22 protein-coding genes are annotated in these 23,523 nt (G+C 69.6%); 11 read left to right on the top strand and 11 right to left on the bottom strand.

Translation table 11 applies throughout. The annotated features are described in order from the left end of the window. The first annotated feature begins 92 nt into the window (after nucleotides 1–92). From ACGFY9_RS31675 to truA, 3 genes are all read left to right on the top strand, one after another. On the top strand, nucleotides 93–1,115 hold the full coding sequence (locus tag ACGFY9_RS31675; protein ID WP_019055532.1) for a DNA-directed RNA polymerase subunit alpha: 1,023 nt from the start codon (nucleotides 93–95) through the stop codon (nucleotides 1,113–1,115). 83 nt (nucleotides 1,116–1,198) lie between these two features. Further along, nucleotides 1,199–1,693 carry a 50S ribosomal protein L17 gene (gene rplQ, locus ACGFY9_RS31670; RefSeq protein WP_328831009.1) on the top strand — a complete coding sequence of 165 codons (495 nt, stop codon included), beginning with the start codon at nucleotides 1,199–1,201 and terminating at the stop codon, nucleotides 1,691–1,693. Between the two features lie 129 nt (nucleotides 1,694–1,822). After that, nucleotides 1,823–2,668, top strand: coding sequence for a tRNA pseudouridine(38-40) synthase TruA (gene truA, locus ACGFY9_RS31665; protein WP_393759837.1), 846 nt, complete (start codon nucleotides 1,823–1,825; stop codon nucleotides 2,666–2,668). Nucleotides 2,669–2,720: 52 nt separating this feature from the next. Here the strand turns inward: truA and ACGFY9_RS31660 are convergent, their stop codons facing one another. Further along, nucleotides 2,721–3,596 carry a hypothetical protein gene (locus ACGFY9_RS31660; RefSeq protein WP_393759835.1) on the bottom strand — a complete coding sequence of 292 codons (876 nt, stop codon included), beginning with the start codon at nucleotides 3,594–3,596 and terminating at the stop codon, nucleotides 2,721–2,723. A gap of 347 nt (nucleotides 3,597–3,943) precedes the next feature. Here ACGFY9_RS31660 and rplM point away from each other — a divergent pair, with 347 nt between their 5' ends. The 3 genes from rplM to glmM all read left to right on the top strand — a co-directional run bounded on the left by rplM (nucleotide 3,944) and on the right by glmM (nucleotide 6,513). Next, nucleotides 3,944–4,387: a 50S ribosomal protein L13 gene (gene rplM, locus ACGFY9_RS31655; RefSeq protein WP_013001400.1), complete on the top strand. Its 444-nt coding sequence runs from the start codon at nucleotides 3,944–3,946 to the stop codon at nucleotides 4,385–4,387. A gap of 46 nt (nucleotides 4,388–4,433) precedes the next feature. Beyond that, a complete protein-coding gene (rpsI, locus tag ACGFY9_RS31650) occupies nucleotides 4,434–4,961 on the top strand; it encodes a 30S ribosomal protein S9 (protein ID WP_328831012.1) in 528 nt (175 codons plus the stop codon). Nucleotides 4,962–5,154: 193 nt separating this feature from the next. Then, complete coding sequence (glmM, locus tag ACGFY9_RS31645; RefSeq protein ID WP_393759832.1) at nucleotides 5,155–6,513, top strand: phosphoglucosamine mutase; 1,359 nt, start codon at nucleotides 5,155–5,157, stop codon at nucleotides 6,511–6,513. Here glmM and ACGFY9_RS31640 read toward each other — a convergent pair. From ACGFY9_RS31640 to ACGFY9_RS31620, 5 genes are all read right to left on the bottom strand, one after another. Continuing rightward, entirely contained in the window at nucleotides 6,510–7,451 is a 942-nt protein-coding gene (locus ACGFY9_RS31640) for a DUF389 domain-containing protein (protein WP_393759830.1), read from the bottom strand. The two genes, glmM and ACGFY9_RS31640, sit on opposite strands and share 4 nt — an antisense overlap. Before the next feature lie 31 nt (nucleotides 7,452–7,482). Then, nucleotides 7,483–8,451, bottom strand: coding sequence for a type I pantothenate kinase (gene coaA / locus ACGFY9_RS31635; protein WP_393759828.1), 969 nt, complete (start codon nucleotides 8,449–8,451; stop codon nucleotides 7,483–7,485). Nucleotides 8,452–8,578: 127 nt separating this feature from the next. Beyond that, entirely contained in the window at nucleotides 8,579–9,055 is a 477-nt protein-coding gene (locus ACGFY9_RS31630) for an SMI1/KNR4 family protein (protein WP_393759826.1), read from the bottom strand. Continuing rightward, a complete protein-coding gene (locus tag ACGFY9_RS31625; RefSeq protein ID WP_393759824.1) occupies nucleotides 9,052–12,852 on the bottom strand; it encodes an RICIN domain-containing protein in 3,801 nt (1,266 codons plus the stop codon). Before ACGFY9_RS31625 ends, ACGFY9_RS31630 begins: the two co-directional genes overlap by 4 nt. Nucleotides 12,853–12,892: 40 nt before the next feature. Continuing rightward, entirely contained in the window at nucleotides 12,893–13,594 is a 702-nt protein-coding gene (locus tag ACGFY9_RS31620; RefSeq protein ID WP_393759822.1) for a hypothetical protein, read from the bottom strand. 446 nt (nucleotides 13,595–14,040) lie between these two features. On the opposite strand from ACGFY9_RS31620, the gene glmS reads away from it, so the two are divergent. Continuing rightward, nucleotides 14,041–15,888 carry a glutamine--fructose-6-phosphate transaminase (isomerizing) gene (gene glmS, locus ACGFY9_RS31615; protein WP_393759820.1) on the top strand — a complete coding sequence of 616 codons (1,848 nt, stop codon included), beginning with the start codon at nucleotides 14,041–14,043 and terminating at the stop codon, nucleotides 15,886–15,888. On the opposite strand, the gene ACGFY9_RS31610 is transcribed toward glmS, so the two are convergent. Continuing rightward, nucleotides 15,849–16,064 carry a DUF397 domain-containing protein gene (locus ACGFY9_RS31610; RefSeq protein WP_393759818.1) on the bottom strand — a complete coding sequence of 72 codons (216 nt, stop codon included), beginning with the start codon at nucleotides 16,062–16,064 and terminating at the stop codon, nucleotides 15,849–15,851. The two genes, glmS and ACGFY9_RS31610, sit on opposite strands and share 40 nt — an antisense overlap. An 8-nt stretch (nucleotides 16,065–16,072) precedes the next feature. After that, the gene (locus ACGFY9_RS31605; protein ID WP_393759816.1) at nucleotides 16,073–16,909 is read right to left on the bottom strand and encodes a helix-turn-helix domain-containing protein; all 837 of its coding nucleotides are present in this window, start codon (nucleotides 16,907–16,909) and stop codon (nucleotides 16,073–16,075) included. A gap of 187 nt (nucleotides 16,910–17,096) precedes the next feature. Here ACGFY9_RS31605 and ACGFY9_RS31600 point away from each other — a divergent pair, with 187 nt between their 5' ends. After that, on the top strand, nucleotides 17,097–17,516 hold the full coding sequence (locus ACGFY9_RS31600; protein ID WP_393759814.1) for an ATP-binding protein: 420 nt from the start codon (nucleotides 17,097–17,099) through the stop codon (nucleotides 17,514–17,516). A gap of 7 nt (nucleotides 17,517–17,523) precedes the next feature. Here the strand turns inward: ACGFY9_RS31600 and ACGFY9_RS31595 are convergent, their stop codons facing one another. Then, nucleotides 17,524–17,871 (bottom strand): hypothetical protein, encoded by a 348-nt coding sequence (locus tag ACGFY9_RS31595; protein WP_393759812.1) that lies wholly within the window; start codon nucleotides 17,869–17,871, stop codon nucleotides 17,524–17,526. 261 nt (nucleotides 17,872–18,132) lie between these two features. Between ACGFY9_RS31595 and ACGFY9_RS31590 the strand changes: the two genes are divergently transcribed. Beyond that, nucleotides 18,133–18,543 carry a hypothetical protein gene (locus ACGFY9_RS31590; RefSeq protein ID WP_393759810.1) on the top strand — a complete coding sequence of 137 codons (411 nt, stop codon included), beginning with the start codon at nucleotides 18,133–18,135 and terminating at the stop codon, nucleotides 18,541–18,543. A 117-nt stretch (nucleotides 18,544–18,660) separates the two neighbouring features. Here ACGFY9_RS31590 and ACGFY9_RS31585 read toward each other — a convergent pair whose 3' ends face one another. Then, a complete protein-coding gene (locus tag ACGFY9_RS31585; protein WP_393759808.1) occupies nucleotides 18,661–20,403 on the bottom strand; it encodes a M16 family metallopeptidase in 1,743 nt (580 codons plus the stop codon). Nucleotides 20,404–20,415: 12 nt separating this feature from the next. Further along, a complete protein-coding gene (locus ACGFY9_RS31580; RefSeq protein WP_393759807.1) occupies nucleotides 20,416–21,417 on the bottom strand; it encodes a hypothetical protein in 1,002 nt (333 codons plus the stop codon). A gap of 186 nt (nucleotides 21,418–21,603) precedes the next feature. On the opposite strand from ACGFY9_RS31580, the gene ACGFY9_RS31575 reads away from it, so the two are divergent. Next, complete coding sequence (locus ACGFY9_RS31575) at nucleotides 21,604–21,975, top strand: holo-ACP synthase (RefSeq protein ID WP_366095510.1); 372 nt, start codon at nucleotides 21,604–21,606, stop codon at nucleotides 21,973–21,975. 80 nt (nucleotides 21,976–22,055) lie between these two features. Then, nucleotides 22,056–23,492 carry an NAD(P)H-hydrate dehydratase gene (locus ACGFY9_RS31570; protein WP_393759805.1) on the top strand — a complete coding sequence of 479 codons (1,437 nt, stop codon included), beginning with the start codon at nucleotides 22,056–22,058 and terminating at the stop codon, nucleotides 23,490–23,492. Nucleotides 23,493–23,523: the final 31 nt, after the last annotated feature.

Below are 23,523 nucleotides of genomic sequence, written 5' to 3'. Positions count from 1 at the left end.
CGCCCGTACCCTTGCAGCTGTATCAACATCGGGCTACCGCCCGGTGGCAAGGACATCAAATAGTGGGTGTCCATGACTGAAGGAATCACCTCATGCTGATCGCTCAGCGCCCCTCGTTGACCGAAGAGGTCGTCGACGAATTCCGCTCCCGGTTCGTGATCGAGCCGCTGGAGCCGGGCTTCGGCTACACCCTCGGCAACTCCCTGCGTCGTACGCTCCTCTCCTCGATCCCCGGTGCCGCTGTCACCAGCATCCGGATCGACGGTGTCCTGCACGAGTTCACCACCGTGCCGGGCGTCAAGGAGGACGTCACCGACCTGATCCTCAACATCAAGCAGCTGGTCGTCTCCTCGGAGCACGACGAGCCGGTCGTGATGTACCTGCGCAAGCAGGGTCCGGGTCTGGTCACCGCCGCCGACATCGCGCCTCCGGCCGGTGTCGAGGTGCACAACCCCGATCTCGTCCTCGCCACGCTCAACGGCAAGGGCAAGCTGGAGATGGAGCTCACGGTCGAGCGTGGCCGCGGTTACGTCTCCGCCGTGCAGAACAAGCAGGTGGGCCAGGAGATCGGCCGTATCCCGGTCGACTCCATCTACAGCCCGGTGCTGAAGGTCACGTACAAGGTCGAGGCCACGCGTGTCGAGCAGCGGACCGACTTCGACAAGCTCATCGTCGACGTCGAGACGAAGCAGGCCATGCGGCCGCGCGACGCCATGGCGTCCGCCGGCAAGACCCTGGTCGAGCTGTTCGGTCTCGCCCGCGAGCTGAACATCGACGCCGAGGGCATCGACATGGGCCCGTCCCCGACGGACGCCGCCCTTGCCGCTGATCTCGCCCTGCCGATCGAGGAGCTTGAGCTCACCGTTCGGTCGTACAACTGCCTCAAGCGCGAGGGCATCCACTCCGTGGGTGAGCTCGTGGCTCGTTCCGAGGCCGACCTCCTGGACATCCGCAACTTCGGTGCGAAGTCCATCGACGAGGTCAAGGCGAAGCTGGCCGGCATGGGCCTGGCCCTGAAGGACAGCCCGCCCGGATTCGACCCGACGGCCGCTGCCGACGCCTTCGGCGCCGACGACGACGTGGACGCGGGTTTCGTGGAGACCGAGCAGTACTGATCGGTTGTTGCCGGTGAGCATCCGCTCGCCGGGTCCTGACCCCGGTACCTGATACGGCCGGGGCAGATACCAAGGAGAAAGACATGCCGAAGCCCACCAAGGGTGCCCGTCTGGGCGGCAGTGCCGCGCACGAGAAGCTGCTCCTCGCGAACCTCGCGAAGTCGCTCTTCGAGCACGGCCGTATCACCACCACCGAGGCGAAGGCCCGCAAACTGCGGCCGTACGCCGAGCGTCTGATCACCAAGGGCAAGAAGGGCGACCTTCACAACCGCCGTCAGGTGCTTCAGGTGATCACGGACAAGAGCGTCGTCCACACGCTCTTCACCGAGATCGGCCCGCGCTACGAGAACCGTCCCGGTGGTTACACCCGTATCACCAAGATCGGTAACCGTCGTGGCGACAACGCGCCCATGGCTGTCATCGAGCTCGTCGAGGCCCTGACCGTCGCGCAGGCTGCGACCGGTGAGGCCGAGGCCGCGACCAAGCGTGCCGCGAAGGACGCCGAGGCTGCGGCTCCGGTTGAGGTCGTTGAGGACGCGAAGCCGGTTGAGGCCGACGAAGAGGCCAAGGACGCGTAACACCGTTTTTGGCTGCCGGTCCGCTGTGGCTGGTCGCGCAGTTCCCCGCGCCCCTAAATGCAGGGCGTGTAGTGGGCCCGTTCCTTTTATGGAGCGGGCCCGCTTTTGTGTTCCTGAGAGGATCTCTGTGTGAGTGATGACGTAGAAGCCGGGTTCGTACGCGTGCGACTCGACCTCTCCTACGACGGGACCCTGTTCTCCGGGTGGGCCAAGCAGGCCGGGGGGCGACGGACTGTGCAGGGGGAGGTCGAGGATGCGTTGCGGACGGTGACGCGGTCCGGGGCCGCGGCGTACGACCTGACCGTGGCCGGGCGGACCGATGCCGGGGTGCATGCCCGGGGGCAGGTGGCGCATGTCGATCTGCCGGGGGAGTTGTGGGCGGAGCACCGGGAGAAGCTGCTGAAGCGGCTTGCGGGGCGGTTGCCGAAGGATGTGCGGGTGTGGGGCGTGGCGGAGGCTCCTGAGGGCTTCAACGCGCGGTTCGCGGCTCTGTGGCGGCGTTATGTGTACCGGGTGGGGGACTGGCCGGGGGGCGTGGATCCGTTGCTGCGGAACCATGTGCTGTGGCACGACTGGGAGTTGGACGTCGATGTGATGGACGCCGCCGCCAAGTCCCTTGTGGGGGAACATGACTTCGCCGCTTATGCGAAGAAGCGTGAGGGGGCGTCGACCGTTCGGGAGATTTTTGACTTCGGCGTGCGGCGGCGGGATGACGGGGTCGTCGAGATCGAAGTGCGTGCCGACGCCTTCTGCCACAACCAAGTGCGGTCCATGGTGGGCGCGTTGGTGTTCGTCGGCGATGGACACCGGGGCGCCGAGTGGCCACGGAAGGTGCTGGACGCGCGGGTGCGGGACAGCGCCGTGCATGTCGTACGGCCGCACGGGCTGACCTTGGAGGAGGTCGCCTATCCGGCCGACGAGGGGCTGGCGGAGCGGCAGTTGCTGGCCCGGCGGGTGCGGGGGGCTGTGCACTGAGGGCCGGCCGGGTGGGCGCGCCGGGCGCCAACTCCCGGTGGCCCCCCGCCTGTTACTGCGCCGCCGCCGAAGCCTGGGCCTCGCCGCGGGCGCGGATCTGGTCGAAGGCGAACTTGCCCAGGTCGTCGCCGATCGCGAAGACCTTGGTGTCCTTCGCCGTCACGTCCGTGCCGTTGGTGAAACCGGCGACCGTGAAGTAGGCGTAGCGGCCGTAGGCGTTGGTCGTCGTACGGCAGATCGCGCCGTCGCAGAAGGCCTTGACGCCCTTGCCGGACAGTGACCTGACAGCGCTCTTGGTGTCCGCCTGGGCCTTGGCCTTCGTCGCCTGTGCCTCGGTGTCGAAGAGGGCCACACCGACCGTGACCGCGATGTTGTCCTTGACGTACGAGACCCGCATGAGGCGGGTGCAGCCGTTCGCGGTGAGGACCTTGGGGAGGGTGCCCGAGGCGACCGAGGCGCAGTTCGTGGTGTCGGCCGTCGGGCCCTTCTTGTACACCGTCGAGGCGACCGTCAGCTGGGTGCCCGGGAAGAGGCCCGCGGGGCTGAGCGGTGCCGTGTCCTTCGCCTTGCTGGAGATGAAGTCCTTCGGGTCCAGCGGCGGGGGCGCGCTGGTCGGCGCGAAGGACGGCGAGGTGGCGTCGGCACTGGGCACGGAGGCGCTCGCGGGCAGGTTCGTGGGCTTGCCCGACGCGCTCGTGTCGTCGTTCGCCGACATCACGGCCATGGCCACGGCTGTCCCGACGGCCACCGTCGCGAGCGCGCCGCCGCCTATCAGCAGCAGTCGCTTGCGTCTGTTGCGCGTCTCCGCCTGGTCGGCGAGCGCGGCCCAGTCCGGGGTCTCGTCGTCGACGCTGCCGCCCCACGGCTGCTGCGAATTGGGTTTCCAGGGATCCCACTGGGACTGGGGTCCCCCCTGTCCGAAGCTCATGGGTCGCATCCTAGACGGGGCGACGGTGGTACCGGTGCGCCTCAATGAGGCCTGTGGCGACTGACGTTGGGGATGTCACGGTAAGTATTTTCGCCATCGCTCTCCGCGCCCGTGCCGGTCGCGCCGACCCCGTTTTGACCCGTCCGGGGCGGCGCGGGTACTCTTACGGTTTGTTATGCGTATCGGCTTGGTCGCTCTCAGGCGAGAAGCCCTTGCGTAGGTTCCCTGGAGCAGTTACCAGTGGGCGGCATACGGGCATCGTCCCCGGCCATTGTCGTCCCCAGCTGCACGATCGCTTCAGTGATGCCATGTGTCAGCACCCATCCACTGAAGAAGAAGGCTGCGAAGTGCGTACGTACAGCCCCAAGCCCGGCGATGTGACTCGCCAGTGGCACGTCATCGACGCCCAGGACATCGTCCTCGGCCGTCTGGCTACCACTGCTGCGAACCTCCTCCGCGGCAAGCACAAGCCGACCTATGCCCCGCACATGGACATGGGTGACTTCGTCATCATCATCAACGCCGACAAGGTTCACCTGTCCGGCAACAAGAAGACCCAGAAGCTGGCGTACCGCCACTCCGGTTACCCGGGTGGTCTGCGCTCCGTCCGCTACGACGAGCTGCTGGCGAAGAACCCCGAGAAGGCCGTCGAGAAGGCCATCAAGGGCATGATCCCCAAGAACACCCTGGGCCGTCAGATGATCAGCAAGCTGAAGGTCTACTCGGGCGATCAGCACCCGCACGCTGCCCAGCAGCCGGTGCCGTTCGAGATCACCCAGGTCGCGCAGTAGTTCCGGCCACACACCCCCTAAGACAGAAAAGAATCTGAGGAGAACCGTGGCCGAGACCACCGTTGAGCAGCCGGTCGAAGAGACCGAGACCGAGCTCGTCGACATCGAGAGCTACACCACCGAGTCCGACGTCCCCGTCGAGGGTGAGTACACGTCGGAGTCGCTCGCCGGCCGCTTCGGCGACCCGCAGCCCGCCGCCGGCCTGGGCCGCCGCAAGAACGCCATCGCGCGCGTTCGCATCGTGCCCGGCACCGGCAAGTGGAAGGTCAACGGGCGCACGCTTGAGGACTACTTCCCGAACAAGGTCCACCAGCAGGAAGTCAACGAGCCCTTCAAGGTGCTCGAACTCGACGGCCGCTACGACGTCATCGCCCGCATCTCGGGTGGCGGCGTCTCCGGTCAGGCCGGTGCCCTGCGCCTCGGCGTGGCCCGCGCGCTGAACGAGGCCGACGTGGACAACAACCGCGGCGCCCTCAAGAAGGCCGGTTACCTCCGTCGCGACGACCGTGCGGTCGAGCGCAAGAAGGCCGGTCTCAAGAAGGCCCGCAAGGCTCCGCAGTACAGCAAGCGCTAAATCGCGCTGGCTGTCTGTACTCCGAACGCCCCGGCGGCACGCCACTCGTGCCGCCGGGGCGTTCGTTTATCACAGCCGGGGGCGTATAACGGCACAAGACGCTCAAAGGCTTGTGTGATCGGATGAACAGGCATCCTATGCCTGGATGCAGGACTTTCGCCTGGCAGGATTTTCGCCTTCCTCAGGAGGACAAGTGGGACGACTCTTCGGCACGGACGGCGTGCGCGGTGTCGCCAACGTGGATCTGACGGCCGAGATGGCCCTCGGGCTCTCCGTCGCGGCGGCGCACGTACTCGCCGAGGCGGGCACCTTCGCTGGCCACCGGGCAACGGCCGTGGTCGGGCGGGACCCGCGCGCGTCCGGGGAGTTCCTGGAGGCCGCCGTGGTCGCCGGCCTGGCCAGCTCAGGAGTGGACGTACTGCTCGTCGGTGTGCTGCCCACCCCCGCGGTGGCGTATCTCACCGGTGTGCTGGGCGCCGACCTCGGTGTGATGCTCTCCGCGAGCCACAACGCCATGCCGGACAACGGACTGAAGTTCCTGGCGCGCGGCGGGCACAAGCTCGACGACGAGCTGGAGGACCGGATCGAGAAGATCTACGAGGAGCACCGCACCGGCGCCCCGTGGGACCGCCCGACCGGTTCGGGCGTCGGCCGGGTCCGGCACTACAACGAAGGCTTCGACCAGTACGTCGCCCATCTCATCGGCGTGCTCCCGAACCGGCTCGACGGGCTGAAGATCGTCCTCGACGAGGCGCACGGCGCCGCGGCCCGGGTCTCCCCGGAGGCGTTCTCGCGGGCGGGCGCCGAGGTCATCACGATCGGCGCGGACCCCAACGGGCTGAACATCAACGACGGTTGCGGCTCGACCCACCTGGGTCTGCTCAAGGCCGCCGTCGTCGAGCACGGCGCCGACTTCGGCATCGCGCACGACGGTGACGCCGACCGCTGCCTGGCCGTGGACCACACCGGTGAAGAGGTCGACGGGGACCAGATCATGGCCGTGATCGCGCTGGCGATGCGGGAGCGTTCCGCACTGCGCTCCGACACCGTCGTCGCGACCGTCATGTCGAACCTCGGCTTCAAACTGGCCATGGAGCGCGAGGGCCTGACGCTCGTCCAGACCGCGGTCGGTGACCGCTACGTCCTGGAGGAGATGAAGGAGCACGGCTACGCGCTGGGCGGCGAGCAGTCCGGCCACGTGATCATCCTGGACCACGCGACCACGGGCGACGGCACGCTGACCGGCCTGATGCTGGCGGCGCGGGTCGCCGACACGGGTCGTACGCTCAAGGACCTTGCGTCCGTGATGACGCGGCTGCCGCAGGTGCTCATCAATGTGCCGGACGTGGACCGCACGCGGGTGGGCACGTCTGCCGACCTGGCGGCCGCGGTCGCCGAGGCGGAGCGTGAACTCGGTTCCACGGGGCGGGTGTTGCTGCGTCCGTCGGGTACCGAGCCGCTGGTGCGGGTGATGGTGGAGGCCGCTGACATCGATCAAGCGCGGTCGGTGGCGGGCCGGTTGGCGGACGCCGTCAAGTCGGCGCTCGGCTAACCCACTTGAGGGGTGCGCTCGCGCTGCATCGCCCAGAACCACTTCTGGGCCAGCAGTGTGAGCGTGCCCGCCAGCACGATGCCGCCCAGGTTGGCCAGGAGCTGCCAAGTGGAGCCCCACGTCTGGGAGTAGTCGCGGTAGCTGAAGGCGACGGCGGCGTTCGCGGCGGCCGGGACGGTTGTCACCGAGATCGCCACGCCGATCAGGGCACCGGACTTGGCGGACGTCAGGGACAGGGTGCCCGCGATGCCGGCCAGGAAGGCCACGACGAAGGACATCCAGTCGGGATTCCAGATGAAGGCGGTGTTGGGCCGCGAGGCCTCCACCATGGACCTCTCGAAGAGCCCGAGGGTGTCCAGCAGCCAACTGAAGCCCGCCGTAAGGACCATGGCCGCCGCGAACCCGGCCAGCAGCGCCCACAGCGACCGCCACACCAGGTGCGGCGCCTTCCGCACCAGCGCCGTGGAGATCCCCGCGAGCGGCCCGAACTCCGGTCCTACGGCCATCGCGCCCACGATCAGGATCGCGTTGTCCAGCATCACACCGCAGGCCGCGAGCATCGTGGCGACGGCGAGGAACGCGACGTAGGTGACGGTGAGCGTCGACTCCTCGTGCGTGGCGTCCGCCAGGTGCTCCCACAGCACCGCGTCCGCGCCTTCGCCGGGCGCTTCGTCCTCGGCCTTGTCGGCCCGCGCCGACAGCGACAGGTCGATGTTCTCGACGGCGATCGAGCCGGTCCGGTCCAGCTCCAACTCCCTTAGCGCGCTGATGAGTTCGTCACCCGCCTCGCGGGCGACATCGCACATGACGACATCGCCGACGGGGTTGCGGGCGGCGCCGGTCATGACGACGAGGTGCGTGGTACCGACCGTCTTCTCGATCAGTCGGACCACGGCGTCGGTCTTGTCGGCGGGGGTGATGAGGCGCAGATGCAGCATGACGCCTTTCTAACAGGCGCCCGCCACGGGGCTACAGCTTGCGCAGGCTCAGCCGCCGCACCTTGTGGTCGGTGCCCTTGCGGATGACGAGGGTGGCGCGGCCCCGGGTGGGGGCGATGTTCTCCACCAGGTTGGGTTTGTTGATGGTGCGCCAGAGGGTGCGGGCGTAGGCGACGGCCTCGTCCTCGGAGACCTGGGTGTACTTGCGGAAGTACGAGTCGGGGTTCTGGAACGCGGTGGCGCGCAGCTTGCGGAACCGGTTCAGATACCAGCGCTCGATGTCCTCGGCGCTCGCGTCGACGTACACGCTGAAGTCGAAGTAGTCGGCGAGCCCGACGCGGGTACGGCCGTCCTTGCCGGGGAGCGCGGGCTGGAGCACGTTGAGCCCCTCGACGATCAGGATGTCGGGGCGGCGGACCGTGAGCCGCTGGTCAGGGACGATGTCGTAGATGAGGTGGGAGTAGACGGGGGCGGTGACCTCGTCCTTGCCGGCCTTGATGTCGGCGACGAAGCGGGTGAGCGCGCGGCGGTCGTACGACTCGGGGAAGCCCTTGCGCGACATGAGCCCGCGCGCCTCCAGCTCCCGCGTGGGCAGCAGGAACCCGTCGGTGGTGACCAGCTCGACGCGGGGGTGCTCGGGCCAGCGGGAGAGGAGCGCCTGGAGGAGGCGCGCGACGGTCGACTTCCCTACGGCCACGGAGCCCGCGACGCCTATGACGAACGGGGTGCCGGACTGGGAGCCCTGCTCGCCCAGGAAGGTGTTCAGCGCGTTTCTCAAGCCGTCCGTGGCGCCGACGTAGAGGTTGAGGAGTCTGGACAGCGGGAGGTAGATGTCACGCACCTCGTCGAGGTCGATGACATCGCCCAGGCCGCGCAGCTTCTCGACCTCCTCGGCGGTGAGCGGCAGCGGCGTCTTGTCGCGCAGCGCGCTCCACTCGGCTCGGGTGAGGTCGACGTAGGGAGTCGCCTCCGGCTTGTGCCGGTGGGCGCTCCGGGGCATCGGGGAGACCGGAGAGATCACAGTCCATTGTTAACGGAGTTTGAACGGGGTGGTGGGTGGGGTGCGTCACGTGGGTGCCGGCGCGCAGGGGTCCGCACGCCGGGCGTGCGGACCCCTGTCGAGACGATCAGCTCAGGTTCTGTAGGCACTCCTTGAGCGCGAACTCTCCGAAACTGTTCGCGATCTTCTCCATGAGCCCCCCAGCCGGGACCCCGGGGTTCCACGCGAAGACGGGGTACTCGCCGTCCTCGTCAGGCTGGGAGGTGTCGAGGACGACGATCCCCCAGACGTCGTCGTGCAGGAGGACCATGAAGTGGTGGGGAAGCCCGAGGGCGGCACGGTCCTCCTGTGTGTAGGCCGGAGTTCCCAGCAGTCTCTCTCCCGCGGCCGATGTCCGGTACACGCCGAGGAACTCGATGGGCGGCACGTCCCACGTGCCGAATTCCTCGATCAGGCGCCGATAGGAGGGGGGGAAGGCAAGTGCCATCTCCGCCTCCGCCGCGGCGATCATCTCGGGAGGGCAGCCGTCGGCGTGATGAGCCAGATCCTCGTTCTCACGCACGAGGCTGATCACCTGCTCGGCCGCTCGTAGACCGTTCGTCATGTGAAGTCCTTCGCCCTCTGCTTCCAATATGCGGTCTTCCACCTGTCGAACTCGGGCCGGTCGATTCCACTGGGGATCTTGGTGCCGGACTTCCAGTGCAACTTCCCGTAGTTGTCGAAGTGCATCACGTCCGTGACCTCGGCGATCGGGCCGTCCTGAGTCTGGAGCATGTGGTGGAGGTTCATGGGTTTGTCGATCCCACCGCTCGCGGTTCTGCCCGGGGCCATCGGGGCGAGTCCCTGCGTCATCCGCTTCAAGTTGGTCCGACCGTAGGGGTCCTCGGGGGAAACGTAGTCGGGATTGATGAGATCGTCCCGCTGGTACACACGCTGGCCCTCGAAGTCGGTCAGCTTCCAGAACTTGCAGGGCGGCCCGCCCGCTGCCGCCGCGGCCAGCGCTCTGGTGAGCTGGGTGACGCTGCCGACGGCCTGGCAGGCAGCGGCAATGTCATCCTCGTACGCCGCGACCGTACGGCCGATGTCGGCCACGGCGCCGGCGTCCATGTTCAGGGCTCGTAGCGCCCGGTAGGCGTCGCCGACACCGATCCCGGTGCGCAGCGAGGCATCGAGGGCGCGGATCGAGTCGACCACCGCTGCGGTAATCTTGCCGCCGAAGATGAAGGTCGCGATATCGAAGGCCGCCCAGCCGCAACCTCCCAGGCTTCCGCTCGCGCCTCCGGGCACCACCTTCTCGGCGCAGTCGATCCAGTGCCCGACGAGGATGTCGACCGGGTCGATCCCCTCGTTGAACTCGGTCATCGAGAGGACCTTCGTGACCGTCTGTGTCTGGGTGTCAACCGGCTGCGTTCCGAGGAACAACGTCTCCCAGTCCGGGCATCCCGCCTGGGTGGCGGGCAGGTCCAGAGCCGTGCAGAGGTAGACGTCGATCTCGACCTTGTACCGGATCGTCGCGGTGACCGTGCAGTTCCCGGTGTGGATGATGACGCCGCAGTTGTCCTTCTTCACATCCCGCGGTTCGCCCACTGCCTCGATGCGGTCGACGTAGAAGACGTTGCCGATGCCGCCGGCCGACGTCCCCTTCTGGATGCTGCCGTTCTTGTCCGCTGTCTCCGTGCGGGTGGCCGACTCCTGTGCTTCGGTCGCGTACTTGTCCGCGTCCTTCGCCGCCTGCTCTGCCTCGGTCGCCGCCGTGTCGGCCCGGTCGGCCGCCGCTCGGGCGTCCTTGGCCGCCTGTTCGGCCTCGGTGGCTGCCGCGCGGGCGGCGGTGGCGTCGAGGGCTGCCTGGTCGGCGGCGGAGCGGGCGGACGTGGCGTAGCCCTCGGCGCGGCCGGCTGCCGCGTCCGCCGCTGCCGCGTCCTCGGTGGCCTGGCGGTCGTACTCGACCGTGCGGGTCAGTGACTGCGCGGCCTTGGCGGCAGCTGTCGCCGCGTCGGCCGCGTAGCCGAGGGCCTCCTGGGCGTAGCCGCGGGCGGTCTTGGCGTAGCCGGCGGCGTTGGCCGCGTGTTGGAGGGCGGCCTTGGCGTCGCCCGTCGCCTGGTCGGCGATGGCCTGGGCGGCGGCGGCCTCCTCGGACGCATTGCGGGCGTGGGCGGCGGCCACGGCCTGTTGCTGCTCGGCGATCGTCTTGGAGGACTGCCCGCTCAGGACGACCAGGGCCGCGGCCGAGTCGGTGGTGACATAGGGCGAGCCCAACTGGATCGCGTCGTTGGCCGGGGTGGCGACCTGCTCGGCGGACGTCGTCGCGTCCACCGCCGCCTGGGCGGTGACATGGGCGAAGCCCGCTGCCTTCGCCGCGGCGAGCCGGGCGTTGGCGGCCTCCTTGAGCGCAGCGTTGGCGTTGGTTCGTGCGGTCTTGGCCAACTCCTCGGCGTGGTCGGCAAGTTGGACCGCGGTCTTCGCCTCCTCGGCGGCGTGCGCGGCGGCCTTGATGGCGTCGGCGACCGCTGCCGTGGCGGTGCGTACGGCGGCGTCGGCCTTCAGCTTGGCGGCCTGGGCGGCGTCGGAGTCGGCGCGGGCCCGCTTGGCGGCGGCCTCGGCCCGGGTGGCGGCGGCGTCCGCGTCGGCGGCCGCCTGGGTGGCGGCGTCCGCCGCGGTACGGGCGTTCGTGGCGGCTGTCTCCGCCTTGCCGGCCTGGGTGTCCGCCTCGTTCGCGGCACTTCGGGCCGCGTCCGCCGCGTCACCGGCGTCCAGGGAGTCGGCGTAGGCATCCTTGGCGTCGGCCTTGGCGCGGGCGGCGTCGGCCTTCTGCTCGGCCTCCCACGCGTCGTCCCGCTTGTCCTTGGCCTTGTCGCGGGCGCTGACCGCGTCGTCCCGCCTGCTCTGGGCGGTCTGTTCGGCGGTCTCGGCCTTGTCCTTGGCGTCCTTGGCCTTGGTCGCCTCGGCCTGGGCCGTCTGCTTGTGCTGGTTGGCCTCCGCCTGCTTGGCCTCGGCGGTCTCCTTCTCCGCCTTCGCGGTGGCTTCCTCGGACTCGGCCGAGAGCCGTTTGGCGTGCGCGTCGGCGGCGGCGGCCTTCGCGTCGCCCTCAGCGCCCAGGGCCACGGTGAGCTTGGCCTCCGCGGTCTCCTTGTCCTTCTTGGCGTTGTCGCGGTGGACCTTCGCCGCGTCGGCCGCGGCCTTGGCCTGCAACTCGGCCTTCTCGGCGGCCTTCTCGCGGAACTCGGCCTTCACCTGCGCGGCCTGCGCCAGCGCCCGCTGGGTGATGGTCGCGCTGTCCGCGGCGGCGGCGCGGGTGGCGGCCTCGGCTGTCGTGCCGGCCTTCACCATCGCGTCCAGCGCGGCGACCGCGCCCTTGGTGACCTGCGCCTTCTGCTGACCGACCAGCAGTCCGCGGCCCCGGGGCGCGCCGTTCGTGTCCGCGACGGTGTACGCGGCCTGCTCGGCGGTGTCCGAGGCGGTGGCCGCCTTCTGCGCGGCGGTGAGCTGGGCCTTGATGTCGGCGAGTTTGTTCGCCGCCGCCGCGCGGGCCTTGGCGAGGCTGGTCGTGGCCTTGAGGAACTGGGCCGTCGGCGGCACGGTCCCGGTGTGGCCGGAGGGCGTGACGTCGTACTGCTGGGGACCGCCGCTGGTGCAGTCCCACAGCCGGCTGTCCTGGCCCACGGTGTACGCGGCCAGGTCGACGCACTTGCCAGTGCCGGTGTTCTTCAGCGCCGAGGTGGCCCGGAGGTTGAACTCCCAGGTCTGCGCGGGCGAGCTGTTGCACGTGAACTGGCGGATCTTCGTGCCGTTGGCCGGGTTGTTGCCCGCGACGTCCAAGCACCTCAGGGAGTTGAGGTTGCGCAGGTGCAGGCCCTTGTCGTCGCCGAAGATCTCCCACTTCTGCGCGGCGGCCGAACTGCTGCACGTGTTCAACTGCACCGCGGCGCCATCGGTCTTGGCGCCGTCCTGGACCTCCAGACACTTGCCGGCGGCCGCGTGCACCTTGATGGCGGTCGGCGCGTTGCCGACCCAGCCGACCCCGCCGTCGGACCAGTAGTCCTGCCAGCGGGTGAGCCGGTCGGCGGCCCAGGACTGGCCCAGCAGATCGCCGAGCGACTTGGACGCGCTGGAGAGGGCCTCCACGGCGGTCTTGTTCGCGTCCAGGATCTGGTTGCGCTGGGTCGCCTGGGAGGCGATCTCCTGCTGCCACTCGGTGGCGGCGGTGACGGTGGCGGCGCTCAGCACACCGTTCGGGTCGAGCGGGTCGCGCCAGGCGCAGGCCGAGAACCGGGCCTTCAGGTTCTCGACGGCGATCCGGTACTCGGCGCTGTCCGGTTCGGGCGCGATGCGCGGGAAGCCGCCGGACTCCAGGAAGATCCGGGCGTCGTCGGCGTCCGTGTGCTGCCCCGGGCCTCCGTGCATCCAGCGGAACGCGTCCTGTTCGGCGAGGGCGCGGTTCCGCTCACCGCCCGGCAGGCCGGGGTCGGGGTCGGCGGTGTAGCGCGGGGCACCCAGGTCGTCGACGGCCTTGAGGGTCGTCGCGTCGACGGGGGGGCGTGGAGTCCTCGTAGAAGTCGTCCTCGCTCTGCCAGAAGCGGTCGGAGATCCACTGGGTCAGGCCGGTCTGGCCGTAGAAGCTCTGCTGGCCGTCGCCGTTGGTGCCGGGCGGCCAGTGGAAGTCGGTCTCGGTGAAGCCGGCCGGGGTGTTCAGTCCGGTGACGGGCGTTTTCCAGGTGTCGCGCAGGGCGTTGATCGCGCCGAGTTCCGCTGCCGACTGGTCGCGGTCCTTCTGGTACGCCGTCGACAGCGGCGTCTGCTCCCAGTGGGCGCGGTCGGCCAGGGTGTGCAAGGTGTCCTGCGGCTGGTTGAGGGCGTTCTGTGCGGTCGTGGCCATGGAGGTGCCGCCGAGCCGCAGGACGTCGGTCATCAGGCACTGGTCCTGCCGCAGTTGCTCGGCGGCGGTGTCGTCGTACCAGGGGTAGCTGTCACTCGCGGCGGTGGCGTCCCGCCCGTCGGCGGGGACCACCTGACCCGAGCCGACGGCTATGCCGGCCAGGAGGGCGGTGGCGAGGACCGGCGGGAGGAGCCGGGTGACGGTCGTGGGGAATCGTTTCGACTCCCATGCTCTTGGTGCTCTCGGCGGTCGGCCGCGTCTGAGGCGCATGCGTGGGTCCCCTGTCGGGGGGAAGGCGGCGCGCGGCCACTCCGGTGAGCGCGCGCGTGCGGCAGTGCGGCATGGCGACGTGTCCCCCGTGGCGCGGCGACACGTGTTCCCCCGGTCGCTGGTCGCTGGCTTGAACTGAGCGCCTATGGCTTGGTCAAGAGCCGGTCAAGCGCGCGCCACTGTAAGCAGGAGGTAAGTGCTTTGGGCAAGGCTTTTCGGTTTCGCTCAGGCGCGGTAGCGCGAAGTCGCCCATGGTCGACTTGCGCGGCGCGCCACGCGGAACCCGGCCGCCCCAAGGGAAATTCTGTGCTTCTTTTGTGGTTGAACCGTGAAGCCCTTGAGGGTGCGGCGAGCAGAGTTGGCCGGTTTTCCACGGCGGCCGGAATTTCCGAAATCGGGCACGAAGTGCCGTGTTCGGGCGGGCTTCGGCGCCTAGGCTGCGGCGCATGTGCGGAATCGTGGGATACGTGGGGTCGCAGTCGGCGCTTGATGTGGTGATGGCCGGGCTGAAGCGGCTGGAGTACCGGGGGTACGACTCGTCGGGTGTCGCCGTGCTCGCGGACGGCGGGCTGGCGGCGGCCAAGAAGGCGGGGAAACTCGTCAATCTCGAGAAGGAACTGGTCGATCGGCCGCTGCCGGCGGGGTCGACCGGCATCGGGCACACGCGCTGGGCCACGCACGGCGGTCCGACGGACGCCAACGCCCATCCGCATCTCGACAACGCGGGGCGGGTGGCGGTCGTCCACAACGGCATCATCGAGAACTTCGCCTGTCTGCGGGCCGAGTTGGCGGAGCGCGGACACGATCTCGCCTCCGACACGGACACCGAGGTGGTCGCGCATCTGCTGGCCGAGGAGTTCTCGGCGTGCGCGGACCTCGCGGAGTCGATGCGGCAGGTGTGCCGACGTCTGGAGGGAGCGTTCACGCTGGTCGCGGTGCACGCGGACGAGCCGGACGTGGTCGTCGGCGCCCGCCGCAACTCGCCGCTCGTGGTCGGCGTCGGCGAGGGCGAGGCGTTCCTCGCCTCCGACGTCGCCGCGTTCATCGCCCACACGCGCTCCGCGATCGAGCTCGGCCAGGACCAGGTCGTCGAGCTGCGGCGGGACGGGGTGACCGTCACCGGGTTCGACGGGGCACCGGCCGAGGTCCGCTCCTACCACGTCGACTGGGACGCCTCCGCCGCGGAGAAGGGCGGCTACGACTACTTCATGCTCAAGGAGATCGCCGAGCAGCCGAAGGCGGTCGCCGACACGCTGCTGGGCCGGATCGACGCGGACGGACTGCTGAAGCTGGACGAGGTCCGCATCCCCGTCCACGAACTCCGCGAGGTCGACAAGGTCGTCATCGTCGCCTGCGGTACGGCTTTCCACGCGGGCCTGATCGCCAAGTACGCCATCGAGCACTGGACGCGGATCCCGTGCGAGGTGGAGCTGGCGAGCGAGTTCCGCTACCGGGACCCGATCCTGGGCGCGCGGTCTCTCGTCATCGCCATCTCCCAGTCCGGCGAGACGATGGACACGCTGATGGCGCTGCGGCACGCGAGGGAGCAGGGCTCGAAAGTCCTGGCCATCTGCAACACCAACGGGTCGACGATTCCGCGGGAGTCGGACGCGGTGCTGTACACACATGCCGGGCCGGAGGTCGCCGTAGCGTCGACGAAGGCGTTTCTGACGCAGCTGGTGGCGTGTTATCTGGTCGCGCTGTATCTCGGTCAGGTGCGGGGCACCAAGTGGGGCGACGAGATCCAGGCCGTCATCCGGGACCTGTCGCAGATCTCCGGTGAGGTCGAGCGGGTGCTGGAAACCATGGAGCCTGTACGGGAGTTGGCGCGGTCGGTGGCGTCCAAGAACACCGTGCTGTTCCTGGGCCGGCATGTCGGATATCCCGTTGCTCTCGAAGGCGCCCTGAAACTCAAGGAGTTGGCGTACATGCACGCCGAGGGCTTCGCGGCGGGGGAGTTGAAGCACGGGCCCATCGCCTTGATCGAGGAGGGCATGCCGGTAGTGGTGGTCGTGCCGTCGCCGCGTGGGCGTTCCGTGCTCCACGACAAGATCGTGTCCAACATTCAGGAGATCCGGGCGCGCGGTGCGATGACGATCGTGATCGCGGAGGAGGGGGACGAGACGGTCGTCCCGTACGCCGATCACTTGATCCGGATCCCGGCCACACCGACGTTGCTGCAACCGCTGGTGGCGACCGTGCCGTTGCAGGTGTTCGCCTGTGAGCTGGCCACGGCTCGGGGGAACGAGGTCGATCAGCCTCGGAACCTGGCGAAGTCGGTGACGGTGGAGTAGGGCTCGCTCTTCAGGGCTTCCATGAAGGGGGTGAAGGCTCCGGTCGGGAAGGTGAGGGTGGCCCTGGCCGGGGTCTTTGAGTCGCGGATGGCTATGTGGGTGGGGGAGTTCGCGATCTCCACGCACTCGTTGCCGTCCCCCTCGCCGGAGTAGGACGACTTCCGCCAGTTGTCCATGCGATGCCTCACAGTTCCTTGGTCAGCTTGTGGATGAACTTGCGCGACTGTTCGGGTTCGAGTGACGCGGCCACTACTCTACGGAAGCTCCGTCGGTAGGTATTGAGTTGAGCCTCGGAATCGATGAAGACGGACCCGTGGGGCGCGTCACGTACCACTGTGTCCAGCTTGGGCAGGAGGCCACCCACGTAGGTCATCGTGCTGGAGGCTTTGGCGAAGTCGTCCACGTCGAAGGGGATGACGCGCAGGGTGATGTGGTTCGCTTCGGAAAGCGCAAGAAGCTGGGCGAGTTGAGCCTGCGAGGTGGCGCGGTTGCTGACCCTGATCCGTAGCGCCGCCTCATGGAGCACCACCTCGTACGGGACGTTGATCTTTTGTCGTTTCATCCGATGCTGGATACGCAACTCCACTTCCTCATCGGTGAGTTCGGGAAGTCTGGAGGAGAACACTGCACGTGTGTAGTCCTCCGTCTGCAATAGCCCCGGCACGTACAAGATGGCCACGTGGCGTTGGAATCGGGCGTGGTGCTCCAGCTCGGACAGGTCGAGGAACGGCGTCGGCAACAAGCCCCGGTACTCCTCCCACCACCCCCGCGTGCGATCCGTGGCCATCCCCACCAGTGCGTCGATGAACTCCTCGTCCGTGCAGGCGTAGTGAGACGCGAGACGGCGGAGTCGCTGTTCGCTCACGCCCGTGAGGCCGGCCTCGATCTGGCTGATCTGGACGTTGCTCACGCCGAGCAGGGTTGCTGCTTCCCGGGCCGTGAGGCCTGCCGCGTCGCGCAGTCTTCGTAGTTCGACCGCCAGGCGCATCTGACGTGCCGTTGGTTCGCGCCTGGTTGTCATCGCCCGCTCCTCCTCGTTTGAGGGCAGATTACGCGATCGGCTTGCCGTACCGAAACTTTCAGGTCTACCGTCGGTGACGCAACGCACACTCTGCGGAAGTGCACCACTCCGTCCTGCCATGACGGCCGTGGTGGAGCCACCGCACGAGATCTGCCTGAACTCCCCTATATCTAAACGGAGTTGACCCATGCCCGAAACCCAAGAACCCTCCGCCCCCTGGGAGTACTCCCTCTACGTCCCCAACGACCCCCGCGCCGTCACCGTCAGCCGCCGTACCCTCCGGCTGATCCTCACCGTCCACGGACTCATCCGCCTCGTCGACACCGCCGAACTCGTCGCAGCGGAGCCGGTCGCCAATGCCGTACGGCACACCGAAGGTCCTGCCGCGTTGCGCATGGGGTGGGTGGGCGGGGTGCTCAAGATCGGGGCCTGGGACGCCGATCCTCGGCCGCCCGAGCCGCCGGGGGCGTTCGATCTGCTTCTTGACGCGGAGGAGGGGCGCGGGTTGGCCCTGGTCAAGGCCTGTGCCGCCCAGTGGGGGTGGCAGCCCCTTGCCCGGAACGGCAACCGGGGCAAGTACGTCTGGTGCGAACTCGACGCGGCTTAAGGGGTGTTCAGCCGGATATCTCGGATGTCGGTGCATCGGCGAGACTTACTGCCGGGCAGTTCAACATCCCTGTCAGCACCCGGCACTGACGTTGCGTCAGGCAGCCCACGAAGACCGCCGCGTCGGCGTTCGTCCGTTCGCAGAGTGTCGCCACTTCGCGAACCTTGCCGTAGGTCAGAACAGTTCGCGAAGAATAGGGCAACGCCATCTTCCTGGCACCGCCGGCCGAGACGCCCCGCCGCCGCACGATCCGGCCCACGACCCGCGCACCGCGTTCCTTCAACGCCCGCGCCGCCGCATCCATCAGCGCAGCCCAGTCCCTCTGCTTGCCGGAGAAGTAACCGACGATCACCACGTCGGCACCCTCGACCTCAACTGTCGTGGCCGGAGCCCGGTGTTGGGCCGCCCTCGCTCTCGCCCCCGCTCCCGTGCGATGAGCGGGGCGCCGGTCGCGCCGTCGGGCCTGATGCATGGCCTTCAGGCTAGTTGCGCTCCGCTGAAAGCGCGCTGAGGGCGTCGTGAAACCCGGTGCGCGCAGGCTCTGTTCCAGAACGAAGGCGATGCGAGCCCCGACCCGGGGTCGTAACGGTCTGACGATTCCAAGGAGCACATCACCATGGGCATCAACCTCACCGACCAGGACAAGCTCACCCTCCGTACCGCCGCGTACGGCGCCATCACGCTCATGGCCGCCGCCGGTGCCGCCACCGGCTCGCCGCACCGGATCGCCACCCAGGGCAGCCTCGCCCTGGCCTCGGCGACCGGGCCGGTCGGGTACGTGCTCGCCGAGAACTCCAAGATCCCGAACCTGAACGGGAAGTCCGTGGCCGAGATCGCCGATCAGGTGCTGCCGGCCCTCACCACCGCCATGAGCCTGCTCAAGAAGCAGGACCCGGCCGAGGCCGACAACTTCCGCGGCACCGTCCTCGTCGCCCTCGAAGCGGCCGTCCGCCCCAAGAAGGGCGAGCCCGGCCCCGTCATGCTGGAGATGGTCCGCAAGATCACCGGAGCCCTCGACGCCGCCTGAACTCGGCAGGTTTCCATGGGCAGTTGGGTGGTGCCTACTCCCGGGCGAACAACCAGCAGTGGCTGCTGCGGGCCGCGCCGGCAGTTCAACTGACCTGAGAGGCGCGCCCGGACCGGGTCATCGTCGTCGCCGCATGCGATGCACCAGGTACAGCCTCCGGAGGAGCATGAACGGTGGGACCTCGATGAGGGCGACGGCGAGTGCGCCGCCCAAGTCCCCGTCGGGCCCGATGATCTGGCGGACGATCGTGAACCCGCCGAGCAGGACCCATGCGGCCGCGACCACGGCGAGCGCCCAGCCGCCGATGGTCCGGAGCCGCGTCACCAAACCGGAGTCCTTGCGTCGCGGGGGCTGCGGTGTCCCCTGCCGCGGCCGCGGGATGTGTTCCGGAGCGCGGGCGGGCAGCCGCACCACCGCCGCCTCCGGTACCGCCGCGTCGATCGTCGCGATCCGGTCCGGTGTCACGTCGCGGTACAACGTCGGTTCCACGGTGATCGCGAAGCCGTCGGGGCCCGTGAGGCCGCGGGCTCCGTCGGGGCGGGTGGTCATCGCCACGCAGGTGCCGTAGGGGACGGTCACCGCGCCGCGCGGGGTCGTGACGCTCACGCCCTCCTCGCCGATGACCAGCGTGACGTCCTCGTTCTCCAGGGACCGGTGCCGGCTGCCCGTGACCGTGGTCCCGGAGTACTGCGGGGCCACGGTCAGGCCCGCCCAGTCCACGCCCCGGCGGCCCGGGACCTGGAGCAGGGTGGACGCCCATGCCTCGCGGGCCACCTCGCGCAGGTCCGCGACCGTGACCGCCGCCAACTCGGCCCGGTGCTCGGCGGGGGAGAGGACGCGGTGGCCGAGGAGGAGGTTCAGGGCGTATCCGGGGAGGGCGGCGGCGGCGAAGTCCGGGACGTCGTACATCTTGAGCATCTTGCCGCGGACGGAGTCCAGTTCGGACTGTGCGATGGTGCCGTTGCGGAGGCGCGCGAGGGTGTCGACGAAGCCGCCGACCACCGCGTCCTGCTTCCGCGGCAGCGCGTCGGCGTACGCGGTGAGCGTGGCGAAGTCGGCGTCGCGCGGGGTGTAGTCGGCCTCCGCCGCGTAGGAGTAACCGCCCTCCTGGCGCAGGTCCTGGAAGAGCGCCCGGCCCAGTACGTCCGCGAAGACCGCGGCCGCCGTCGACCGTCGTACGACCGAGGTCAGGACCACCTGGCCGTCCTCGCCGCAGATGTACGCGGGGGTCGTCGGGAGGGCGCTGGTGGCCGCGGGGGCCGGGAGGCGGGTGCCTGTCGGCAGGGTGAGGTCCAGGCCGTCCGGGACGGACTCGCTCGTGATCCACAGGACCGCGTTCTCACGGGTGAAACGGGTCCGCGCCCAGTCGCTGACCTGGTCCGGCGTCACGCTCCAGGTCCCCAACTCGTCGTAGCTGGACAGTCCGTAGCCCTGAGCGCCGTAACGCCACAGCGGCAGACTGGAGTTGGCGCCGTTCTTGCCGCCCGCGGCCTCCGTGCGCAGGATCTCCCGCTCGGTGTCCAGCCGGGCCAGCGGCAGGTCGCGCAGCGCCGCGCAGACACTGTTGAGGTGCGCTACGACCTCGTCCTCGTCGCCCGTCGCGTGGAAGAGGGTGTACGTGTTCGCCGTCGCGCCGTTGTAGTGCAGGTCGGCCAACCGTAGCCGGTGCAGGGCCAGATGCTCGACGAGATGGGTGAGCCCGGCCGTCGCCAGGGTCTCGTCGGCGCGGCCCACCCGGAAGAAGAGGCCGGCCGTGACCTGGCCGCCCCGGCGCGGGGCGTAGAGCGTGGGAATGCCCTGGGTGGTCGTGCAGCCGATCAGGCCGGAGAGGGCCTCCGGCGCGAACTCGGTGGTCGTCATCGTCGGCTCCCCCTAGAGCGTCGCGAGCGCGGACTTGCGGTACTTCACGAACGCGGCCTGCCAGCCGGGCAGGTACAGCCACTGGTACTCGGTCACCCGGTTTTCGAGGGAGACGAAGTGCGCCGCCGCGTCCTCGAAATGACCGCCGATCGAGAAGGCCAGGGCGAACGCGCTGTCCGCCGTGATCCAGCTCCAGCCGGAGGCGTGGTCCGGGTGCAGCACGGACGCCCGTGCGGCGGCCCGCAGTTCGTCGCGGACCGAGACACTCCGCATGTACGTGCGCTGCGCCACGCCGTCCAGGTCCGCCCAGTGCTCGATGTGCGCCTCGGCGACCACCGCCCCGGCGTGCGAACCGCCGGGGGCCGCGGCCACGCACTCCTGCGCGAAGGCGTGCGCCGCCTCCCAGGAACCGCTCCACTTGGGGCACACCTGCTGGAGCAGCTGGGACTGCGCGCGGTAGTGGTGCGGGTGGTGGGCGGAGAGGCGGTCGTAGCGGCGGCGGGCCTCGGTCTGGCCGAGTTCCAGGCCGCGGGCGGTGAGCAGCCGGGCGGTCCACGCGGCGGGGTTGTCGGGCTGCTCGGCGCACACGTCGATCAGCAGCCGCTCGGCCCGCCGCAGCCAGTCGTGGAACTGGTCGAACTGGTCGCGTGAGACGTGCTGTGCGCGGTAGCGGCTGCGGATGGCCCAGCCGATGCGGATGTAGCGCTCCGCGAGCAGGGTACGGGGGAGGGGGTCCGCGGGGTGTTCGGCCGCCGCCCGCTCCAGGTAGGTCTCCACGCCGTCCAGGCCCGCGAGTTGGGCCGAGGCGAAGGACATGTTCTCCGCGGAGCTCTCGACCGGGTGCCCGGTCGAGCCGAGGGCGGTGAAGAAGGTCTGTGTCGCCTGCCAGTCGCCTGCCCGGGCCGCGTCCCGCAGCGGGGTGAGGTCCGGCAGCGCGGTGAACGGGTCGTCGACCGGATCCGACAGGGCTACGGGTCTTTCGTCGTCGTCGGTCGTCGTGCGCGTGGTGGTCATGCTCCGCCCCCTGGCGAATCCTGAACCCACGGCGCGCCTACTGGCCCCCCAGGGCGCGCGAACGTGAGTGGTGTCATGCGTGAGGTGTCGTGCGCTTGATGTCGTGCGGGTGATGCGAGTTGCCGCAGGCTAGCAGCCGTCTGTGACAGGCGGGACGGGGGTGGACTCGGTCGTAGGGTGCTCGGCATGAGCATCATCGGGGTTGGTATCGATGTGGCCGAGATCGACCGGTTCGCGGCGTCGTTGGCCCGTACGCCGGGGATGGCTCGGCGGCTGTTCCTGGACAGCGAGTTGCTGTTGCCGAGTGGGGAGCGACGGGGGAACGCGTCCCTCGCCGCGCGCTTCGCCGCGAAGGAGGCCCTCGCGAAGGCGCTGGGCGCGCCGGCCGGGCTGCACTGGACGGACGCGGAGGTGTACGTCGAGGACAGTGGCCGGCCCCGGCTGCGGGTTACCGGGACTGTCGCGGCTCGGGCGGCCGAGCTGGGGGTGCGGTCCTGGCATGTCTCGTTGAGCCACGACGCGGGGGTGGCCTCGGCCGTGGTGATCGCGGAGGGGTGACGGCGGGGACCGCCGCCGGCCGGGGTGGCTCGCCCGGGTGCGGGTGCGGGTGCGGGTGGTTCCGGGGCAGACTCGACCGCATGCGTACTGCGTACAGCGTGGAGACGGTAAGGGCAGCAGAGCAGAGGCTGATGGCGCGGCTTCCCGAGGGTGCGCTCATGCAGCGTGCCGCGGCCGGACTGGCCGTCGCCTGCGCCCAGTTGCTGGGGCGGGTCTACGGCAGCAGGGTCGCGCTGCTGGTGGGGAGCGGGGACAACGGCGGCGACGCCCTGTACGCCGGGGCGCGGCTGGCTCGGCGGGGCGCGGCGGTCACGGCCGTGCTGCTCGCGCCCGAGCGCACCCACCCGGGCGGGCTCGCGGCGCTGCTGCGGGCGGGCGGTCGTACCGTCGCGGCCGGTGACGCCGAGGAGACCGTCCTCCGCGCCGATCTCGTCGTCGACGGGATTCTCGGGATCGGGGGGAGGGGCGGGTTGCGGCCCGACGCCGCACGGCTCGCGGCGCTTGCCGGGGACTCCCGGGGCATCGTCGTCGCCGTCGATCTGCCCAGCGGGGTCGAGGCGGACAGCGGTGAGGTGCGGGGGGCCGCCGTACAGGCCGATGTCACCGTCACCTTCGGGGCCCACAAGCCCGGGCTGCTGATCGATCCCGCGCGTGAGTACGCCGGTTCCGTGCGGTTCGTCGACATCGGGCTGGGGGCCGAGCTGCCCGACGAGCCCGCCCTGGAGGCCCTCCAACACGTGGACGTGGCACGGTTGTTGCCCGTGCCGGGGGCCGAGAGCGACAAGTACCGGCGCGGAGTCGTGGGGATCGCCGCCGGGTCCGGGCGGTATCCGGGGGCGGCCGTGCTCGCCGTCGCCGGGGCCTTGCGGGGCGGGGCGGGAGCCGTACGGTACGTCGGGCCGGCCGCGGACGCGGTGATCGCCCGGTTCCCGGAGACGCTCGTGTCGGACGGGGGGCCGCGTAAGGCGGGGCGGGTGCAGGCCTGGGTCGTCGGACCGGGGGCGGGGGACGACGCCGGGACCGTGGCGGAGGTCGTGACCGCCGATGTGCCGGTGCTCATCGACGCGGACGGGCTGCGGCTGGCCGACCCGGACGCGGTACGGGCTCGTACCGCGCCGACGCTCATGACTCCTCACGCGGGAGAAGCCGCCGCGTTGCTCGGGGTTCCTCGGGCCGAGGTTGAAGGGGCTCGGCTGGATTCCGTGCGGGAGTTGGCGGGGCGGTATGGGGCGACCGTGTTGTTGAAAGGGTCGACCACGCTTGTCGCTGACTCCGGGGGTGGGGCGGTGCGGGTGAATCCGACGGGGACGGGGTGGCTGGCTACGGCGGGGAGCGGGGACGTGTTGTCGGGGCTCGCGGGGTCGCTGCTGGCGGCGGGGTTGTCGGCGTTCGACGCGGGGAGTGTGGGGGCGTATCTGCATGGGCTGGCGGGGAGGCTGGCCGCGGACGGGGCGCCTGTGGGGGCGCACGATGTGGCTGAGGCGGTTCGGGTTGCGTGGCGGGATGTGCGGGACTGAGTTTCTTTCGCCCCCGCCGCCCCTACCCGTC

Origin of the sequence: Streptomyces sp. NPDC048504, assembly GCF_043200035.1 — a bacterium.
GTDB lineage: Bacteria > Actinomycetota > Actinomycetes > Streptomycetales > Streptomycetaceae > Streptomyces.
The sequence above is the reverse complement of the archived record's forward strand: the minus strand, read 5'-3'. Positions and strand labels throughout refer to the sequence as shown.